The organism is Phaeospirillum tilakii (assembly GCF_042683125.1).
In the GTDB taxonomy this organism is placed as follows: domain Bacteria; phylum Pseudomonadota; class Alphaproteobacteria; order Rhodospirillales; family Magnetospirillaceae; genus Phaeospirillum; species Phaeospirillum tilakii.
The window spans coordinates 1-6,875 of sequence record NZ_JBHUIY010000070.1; the positions used below are offsets into that span (position 1 = coordinate 1).

Annotated in this window: 5 protein-coding genes; 3 read left to right on the plus strand and 2 right to left on the minus strand. The window is 69.6% G+C overall.

Features of this window, described 5'->3' with window-relative positions:
* Both ACFSNB_RS18210 and ACFSNB_RS18215 read right to left on the minus strand, forming a co-directional pair.
* Positions 1-2,321, minus strand: a 2,321-nt coding sequence (locus tag ACFSNB_RS18210; RefSeq protein WP_377319175.1) for a Tex family protein, incomplete at its 3' end; no start/stop codon positions are given.
* A 192-nt stretch (positions 2,322-2,513) separates the two neighbouring features.
* On the minus strand, positions 2,514-5,150 hold the full coding sequence (locus ACFSNB_RS18215; protein WP_377319177.1) for a glycosyltransferase: 2,637 nt from the start codon (positions 5,148-5,150) through the stop codon (positions 2,514-2,516).
* A gap of 230 nt (positions 5,151-5,380) precedes the next feature.
* Here ACFSNB_RS18215 and ACFSNB_RS18220 point away from each other — a divergent pair, with 230 nt between their 5' ends.
* The 3 genes from ACFSNB_RS18220 to ACFSNB_RS18230 all read left to right on the plus strand — a co-directional run.
* On the plus strand, positions 5,381-5,737 hold the full coding sequence (locus tag ACFSNB_RS18220; protein WP_377319179.1) for a PilZ domain-containing protein: 357 nt from the start codon (positions 5,381-5,383) through the stop codon (positions 5,735-5,737).
* Positions 5,738-5,744: 7 nt separating this feature from the next.
* On the plus strand, positions 5,745-6,509 hold the full coding sequence (locus ACFSNB_RS18225) for an alpha/beta fold hydrolase (RefSeq protein ID WP_377319181.1): 765 nt from the start codon (positions 5,745-5,747) through the stop codon (positions 6,507-6,509).
* A 145-nt stretch (positions 6,510-6,654) separates the two neighbouring features.
* On the plus strand, positions 6,655-6,875 hold a 221-nt coding region (locus tag ACFSNB_RS18230), incomplete at its 3' end, for a hypothetical protein (RefSeq protein ID WP_377319183.1).

A 6,875-nucleotide genomic window follows, 5' to 3' on the forward strand; every position in this document is an offset into this window, starting at 1 on the left:
GCCGGGGCGGCCGGGGCGCGGTCGGGCCGCGACGGGGCGGGGCGGCGGTCGCGTTCCGGGCGGTCACGTCCGGCCTTGTCGCGGGGGGCGCGGTCGCGCGGACCCTTGTCGCCGGCGGGGGCGGCGGCCTGATCGAGCCGCATCGACAAGGCGATGCGCTGGCGGGCGAGATCGACCTCCAGCACCTTGACCTTGACCAGATCGCCCGGCTGGACCACCGCGTGCGGGTCCTTGACGAAGCGGTCGGCCAGCATCGAGATGTGGACCAGCCCGTCCTGATGCACGCCGATATCGACGAAGGCGCCGAAATTGGTGACGTTGGTCACCACCCCTTCGAGGATCATCCCCGTCTCGAGGTCCTTGACGCTCTCGATCCCCTCGCGGAAGGTCGCGGTCTTGAAATCGGGGCGGGGGTCGCGGCCGGGCTTTTCCAGTTCGCGCAGGATGTCGCGCACGGTCGGCTCGCCGAAGCGGTCGTCGGTGAAGGCGGCGGGGTCGAGCCCGCGCAGGAACGGCCCGTCGCCGATCAGGGTCGCCACCGGCCGGCCGGTGACGCGGACGATCCGCTCGACCACCGGATAGGCCTCGGGATGCACCGCCGAGGCATCGAGCGGATTGTTGCCGTCGATCACCCGCAGGAAGCCGGCCGCCTGTTCGAACGCCTTGGGGCCGAGCCGTTCGACCTGCTTCAGCGCCTCGCGGCTGGCAAAGCGGCCGTTGGCGTCGCGGTGGGCGACGATGTTCTTCGCCACCGTCGCGCTGAGGCCGGCGACCCGGGCCAGCAGCGCCGCCGAGGCGGTGTTGACCTCGACGCCGACCGCGTTGACGCAATCCTCCACCACCGCGTCGAGGCTGTGGCCGAGGCGGGACTGATCGACGTCGTGCTGGTACTGGCCGACCCCGATCGCCTTGGGGTCGATCTTGACCAGCTCGGCCAGCGGATCCTGCAAACGGCGGGCGATCGACACCGCGCCGCGCAGCGAGACGTCGAGGTCGGGGAATTCCTTCGCCGCCAGTTCCGAGGCGGAATAGACCGAGGCGCCGGCCTCGCTGACCACCAGCTTTTCCAGCTTGAGGTCGGGCTCGCGCTTGATCAGGTCGAGGGCGAGGCGGTCGGTTTCGCGCGAGGCGGTGCCGTTGCCGATCGCGACCAGCCGGACCTGATGGCGGCGGGCGAGGGCGGACAGCGTCGCCAGCGAGCCCTGCCAGTCGTTGCGGGGCGGATGGGGGTAGATGGTGGCGGTCTCGACCACCTTGCCGGTGGCATCGGTCACCGCCACCTTGACCCCGGTGCGCAGGCCGGGATCGAGGCCGAGGCAGGCCCGCGCCCCGGCCGGGGCCTGGAGCAGCAGGGCGCGCAGGTTGCGGGCGAAGACGCGGATCGCCTCTTCCTCCGCCGCCTCGCGCAGCCGGGCCAGCAGTTCGAGTTCGAGATGCATCCGGATCTTGACCCGCCACGCCCAGCGCATGCACTCGATCAGCCAGGGATCGGCGGCGCGGCCGCGCTCGCCGAGGCCGAAGCGGCGGGCGACCCGCTGCTCGCACTCGCCCGGGCCGGTGGCCGGCGGGGCGTCGTCGGGGCGGGCCGCCTCGTCGGCCGGCAGCAGCGCCAGCGACAGCACCCCCTCGTTGCGGCCGCGGAACAGGGCCAGGGCACGGTGCGACGGGATCGCCCGGATCGGTTCGCGATAGTCGAAATAATCGCGGAACTTGGCGCCGGCCGCCTCCTTGCCCTCGACCAGCCGCGCGGTCAGCACCCCGCCTTGCCACAGATGCTCGCGCAGGGAGCCGATCAGTTCGGCATCCTCGGCGAAGCGCTCCATCAGGATCTGGCGCGCCCCGTCGAGCGCCGCCTTGATGTCGGCGACGCCCTTGGTCTCATCGACATAGCCGGCGGCCTCGGCCTCGGGGGTGCGGGTGGGGTCGGCCAGCAGCGTTTCGGCCAGCGGCTCCAGCCCGGCCTCGCGGGCGATCTGGGCCTTGGTGCGGCGCTTCGGCTTGTAGGGGAGGTAGAGGTCCTCCAGCCGCGCCTTGTTGTCGGCGGCGGCGATCTGGGCGGCCAGCTCGTCGGTCAGTTTGCCCTGCTCGCCGATCGAGGCGAGGATCGCGGCGCGGCGCTCCTCCAGCTCACGCAGATAGCCGAGCCGTTCCTCCAGCAGGCGCAACTGGGTGTCGTCGAGCCCGCCGGTGGCTTCCTTGCGGTAGCGGGCGATGAACGGGACGGTGGCGCCGCCGTCGAGCAGTTCCACCGCCGCCTCGACCTGGGCGGGGCGGGCGGCAAGGTCGGCGGCAAGGCGGGTGATGATCGGGGCGGGGGTCATCTCTGCCATCTCTGGTTCCGGAAAAACAAGGCGGGCTCTGCCCGCGCCCGCCAGGAGCCAGCGGCTCCTGGACCTGCTTCGGTGGTCGGGGCCGCAAGCGCCGGTCAGCTTGGGTTCAGGCGGCGGCGGAGCCCGACCATCGATGGGGTCCAAGGGCCTTGCGGCCCTTGGCGGGTGTGGGCGGAGCCCACCTTACGCGGCGGGGGCCGGAGCCGGTTCGGACGCCGGGGGCGGGGCCTTCGACGGCATCACGCTGATCAGCGAGGTGATCAGGGCGGCCAGGAACGGCATCGCCTGCACCACCAGCACCAGCGACCACAGCCGCACGTCGGGGTCGTAGAAATTGTGGTAGGGGATCAGCACCACGATCGCCGCCAGCCACTGCGCCAGCATCAGGGCGGTCTCTTCCGAGGCCATCAGGAAGCCCTGGGTGAAGGCGGCCTTGTTGGCCATCTTCGGCGTGCGCATGAACGGGGTCGATTTGGTGAAGATGCCCTGCCACATCGCCCGGGCGATCGAGTAGGTCAGCCCCATCCCGGCGATCGCGGCGAGCGAGCGTTGGCGCAGGGTGCATTTGACCCGGGTGGTGTAGAGGAAGAAATGGTGGACGATCTTGGCGACGAACACGCCGACGGTCGGCAGGGTGAACACCGCCAGCGGCGTCGGGAAGTAGCGCGGCGCCACCACCATGCCGAGCGACCAGATCAGGCTGGCGATGGTGAACAGCAGGTAGAACGCATCGGCGAACCAGGGCAGCCAGCCCGAGACGAAATGGTATTTCTGGCCGGCGGTCAGCCCGCTCTTGGCGAACGGCATCAGCGAGCGCCAGTGCGCCTTGAGGATCTGCACCGCGCCATAGGCCCAGCGGAAGCGCTGCTTCTTGTAGGCCATGAAGCTGTCCGGCACCAGGCCGTGGCCGATGCGGTCCTGGACATAGACCGATTCGTAGCCGTCCTTGAGGAAGCGCAGACCGAGTTCGGCGTCCTCGACGATGCACCATTCGCCCCAGCGCCCGGCCTTCTCCAGCGCTTCCTTGCGGATCAGCGTCATGGTGCCGTGCTGGATGATCGCGTTGGCCTCGTTGCGGTAGACCATGCCGATGTCGAAGAACCCGGCATATTCCCAGTTGATCATTTCCTTGAACAGGTCGCGGTCCCAGTCGCGGTGATCCTGGGGCGCCTGGACGTGGCCGACCTTCGGGTTCTCGAAATAGGGCACCAGCCCCTTCAGCCAGTTCTTGTCGACGAGGTAGTCGGAATCGACCACGCCGATGATCTCGGCCTCGGGATCGGTGACGGTCAGGGCGAAATTGAGCGCGCCGGCCTTGGCGCCCGGCCAGGGGGCGAGGTGATAGAACTTCACCCGCTCGCCCAGGGTGGCGCAGTAATCGCGCACCGGGCCCCACACCTTCTCGTCCTTGGTGTTGTTGTCGAGCACCAGGATCTCGAAATTGGGGTAATCGAGCGCCATCAGGCTGTCGATGGTCAGTTTGACCATCTCGGGCGGCTCGTTGTAACAGGGCAGATGCAGCGACACCTTGGGGAACCGCTTGCATTCGGTCGGCGGCAGCGCGGTGAAGCGCCGCTTGAACCGGCTGGCCCAGGTCAGTTCGGTCACCTCGATGCCGGCGATCAGCACAACGAACAGCAACAATAATTGCGCCGGCAGCAGCAATCCGACCATCAGCCCGGTGCCGGGGGCGACGTCCTTCAGCACCGGAGTCGACATCGTCCAGATCACCAGGGTGGCGGCGAACTGCACCAGCACGCCGAAGAAGATCTTGCCCGGCAGGCGCAGGTTGCGCCACTTGAACAGGAACCACGCCACCGGCAGCAGGGCGATACAGGTCGCTCCGGCGGCCTGGAACGGCCATTCCTCGAACTCGATCACCGGGCCGATCCAGTTGAATTTCGGCTGGCGATCGACCGTCCAGATCCCCCAGTGTTTTTCACTGGCGTTGTTGTCGAGATTGACCTTCCACGGCTGGTCGAACGCCTCGACCACGTTGTAGTCGAGATGCTCCTCCTGCGCCCAATTGAGGAAATGGCGCAGGAACAGGGCCTGATTGACCAGCGAGGGCTCGGCGTCGCCATAGGAGCGCCCGGCCGAGGGCCAGCCGACCTCGCCGATGAACAGCGGCTTGTCGGGATAGGCGTTGTGGACCTCGCGCACCATCCGCTTGGTGAAGTCGAGCGCCTTGCTGATGTCCACCCGCTCCCAGAACGGCAGGGTGTGGATGGTGATGAAATCGACCTCGCGCGCCAGTTCGGGGTAATCGAGCCAGATCGACCACGCCTCGGCGGTGCTGAGCTTGACCCGGTCGGGCAGGGCCGCGCGCACCCGGCGCAGATAGCGGATCATCTGCTCGGGGGTCAGGCGGTGCAGGGTCAGGTTCTCGTTGCCGACGATCACCCGCTCGACATTGGGATTGTCGCGGGCGATGCGGATGATGTTGTCGATCTCGACCTCGTTGCGGGCGAGGCGCTCGTCGACCCAGGCGCCGGGCAGCGCCTTGAGGCCGTGCCGCGCCGCCAGCTCCGGCACCTGATCGAGCCCTTCGAGGGTCGAATAGGTGCGGACCTGCTCGACCTGACCGGCCAGCAGGGCGAGATCCTCGTCCATCTCCTCGCGGGTGGCGAGATGGGTCTCGTCGAGATAGGGCAGCTTGCGCACCAGGGTGGGGTCGTCGTCGGCCCGGCTCGGGCTGAACGACACGCTCTTGATCATCCCCGACCACGGCAGGCCGGTCTGCGGACGGTTGATCGCCGCCCAGAAGCCGAGATTGCCAAGAATGATCAGCAGCAGGACGACAATACCGGAGAGACGCATGGAGAGGGCGGGGTCCGATCTGTGAGGGCAAGGGGGGTCGGGGCCGCGCGTCTGACAGGCGCGCCGGGGCCGGGATCCCTCGGCAAAACGAGCGCGATTATTAGCCCACGGCCGGTTCCCTGTCCATGGTCACGCGGATGGGGCGGGGGCGGCGAAAACGCCGGGGCGTCGTGACAGCGGCGCCGCGCCGGGCTAGAATGAATCCATGTCGGCACGGACCGGAGACGGGGATGGGTGACGAAACGGTGCGGATCGGGCGGGAACGCCGGATCGACCCCCGCCATCAGGGCGAGGGGCTGTTCATCCTGTTCGACGACACCCTGGCCGAGGTGATCGACATCTCGATCGGCGGGCTGCGCTTCCGCCGCCCGCCCCACCGGCTGGCCCCCGGCACCCGCCTGTCGTTCGAACTGCGCTCGGCCCACGAGGCCCCCAATCCGCTGGCCAAGGGGATCGGGGTGGTGCGCGCCGCCCAGGGCGACTGGGTGGCGATCGAATTCGTCCGCCCCACCTTTTCGCTGCTGAAGCTGGTCGGCCGCCATATCGGCCGGCTGCTGGTCGGGCGCAACCATCTGTTCGGTTCCTGATCGGCCGATGCGTCTCGCCGTCACCGCCCTGGGCGACCCGGGCCTGCCGCCGCTGGTGATCCTGCACGGGTTGCTCGGTTCCGCCCGCAACTGGGGCGGCATCGCCCGCGCCCTGGCCGACCGTCACCGCGTCCTGGCCTTCGATCTGCCCAACCATGGCGCCAGTCCGTGGACCGAGCGGATGGATTACCCGTTCCAGGCCCGGCTGGTGGCCGACGAGATCGCCGCGCTGGGCCGCCCGGTCGCGCTGCTCGGCCATTCGATGGGCGGCAAGGTGGCGATGACCCTGGCGCTGTCGCGGCCGGAGCTGGTCGGGCGGCTGGTGGCGGTGGACATCGCCCCGGTGCGCTATGCCCACAGCTTCGCCCCCTATCTGCGGGCGATGCGCGGGCTGAAGCTCGCCAGCCTGACCGGGCGCGAGCAGGCCGACGCCGCCATGGCCGCCGCGGTGCCCGATCCGGCGGTGCGCGCCCTGCTGCTGCACAATCTCGAGCGGAGCGAGGCGGGCTGGCGCTGGCGGCCCAACCTCGCGGTGCTGCTGGCCGAGATGGAGGAGATCCTCGACTTCCCCGCCGCGCTGCCCCAGCCGGTTTTTGCCGGGCCGGCCCTGTTCGTCACCGGGCGGGAGTCGGATTATGTCGATCCGGCCGGCTGGACGGCGATCCGCGCCCGTTTTCCCGCCGCGCGCCGGGTCGAGCTGGCGGCCGGGCACTGGGTCCATGCCGAGGCGCCGGCCGCCTTTCTCGAGGCGGTGGCCGGTTTTCTCGGCTGAGGATGGGGGCCACGGCGGAGAAAAAGCGGGGCTCGAACCGAATTCGTTGACGAAACGTGAACCACGGCGGCGTATCTTCGCCGCCAGACCGGAACAACGGCCCGCGCCATTGCTCCGGCGCGAACGACCCTAGGGAGAACACGGCGTGTCCCCATCCGATCCTGCTTCGCGCCCCCCCCATTCGCGTTCCCCCTGGCGGGTGCTGCTGCTGGTCCTGATCGTCGGGCTGGGAGCGGCGCTGCTGGTCTATCGCGACCAGCTGCCCCGGCTGGCCGAAAACGGCCGCGCCCTGATCGCCACGCTGCCCCCGTCCACGTCGGGCGGGCCGGCGCCGGGCGGGGCGGCGCCCCCTGCCGCCGCCGCCGC

Excerpts from the sequence above, each read along its gene's own strand:
- ACFSNB_RS18225 (WP_377319181.1), top strand. The coding sequence starts at position 5,745 with ATGCGTCTCGCCGTCACCGCCCTGGGCGACCCGGGCCTGCCGCCGCTG.
- ACFSNB_RS18215 (WP_377319177.1), bottom strand. The coding sequence starts at position 5,150 with ATGCGTCTCTCCGGTATTGTCGTCCTGCTGCTGATCATTCTTGGCAAT.
- ACFSNB_RS18220 (WP_377319179.1), top strand. The coding sequence starts at position 5,381 with ATGGGTGACGAAACGGTGCGGATCGGGCGGGAACGCCGGATCGACCCC.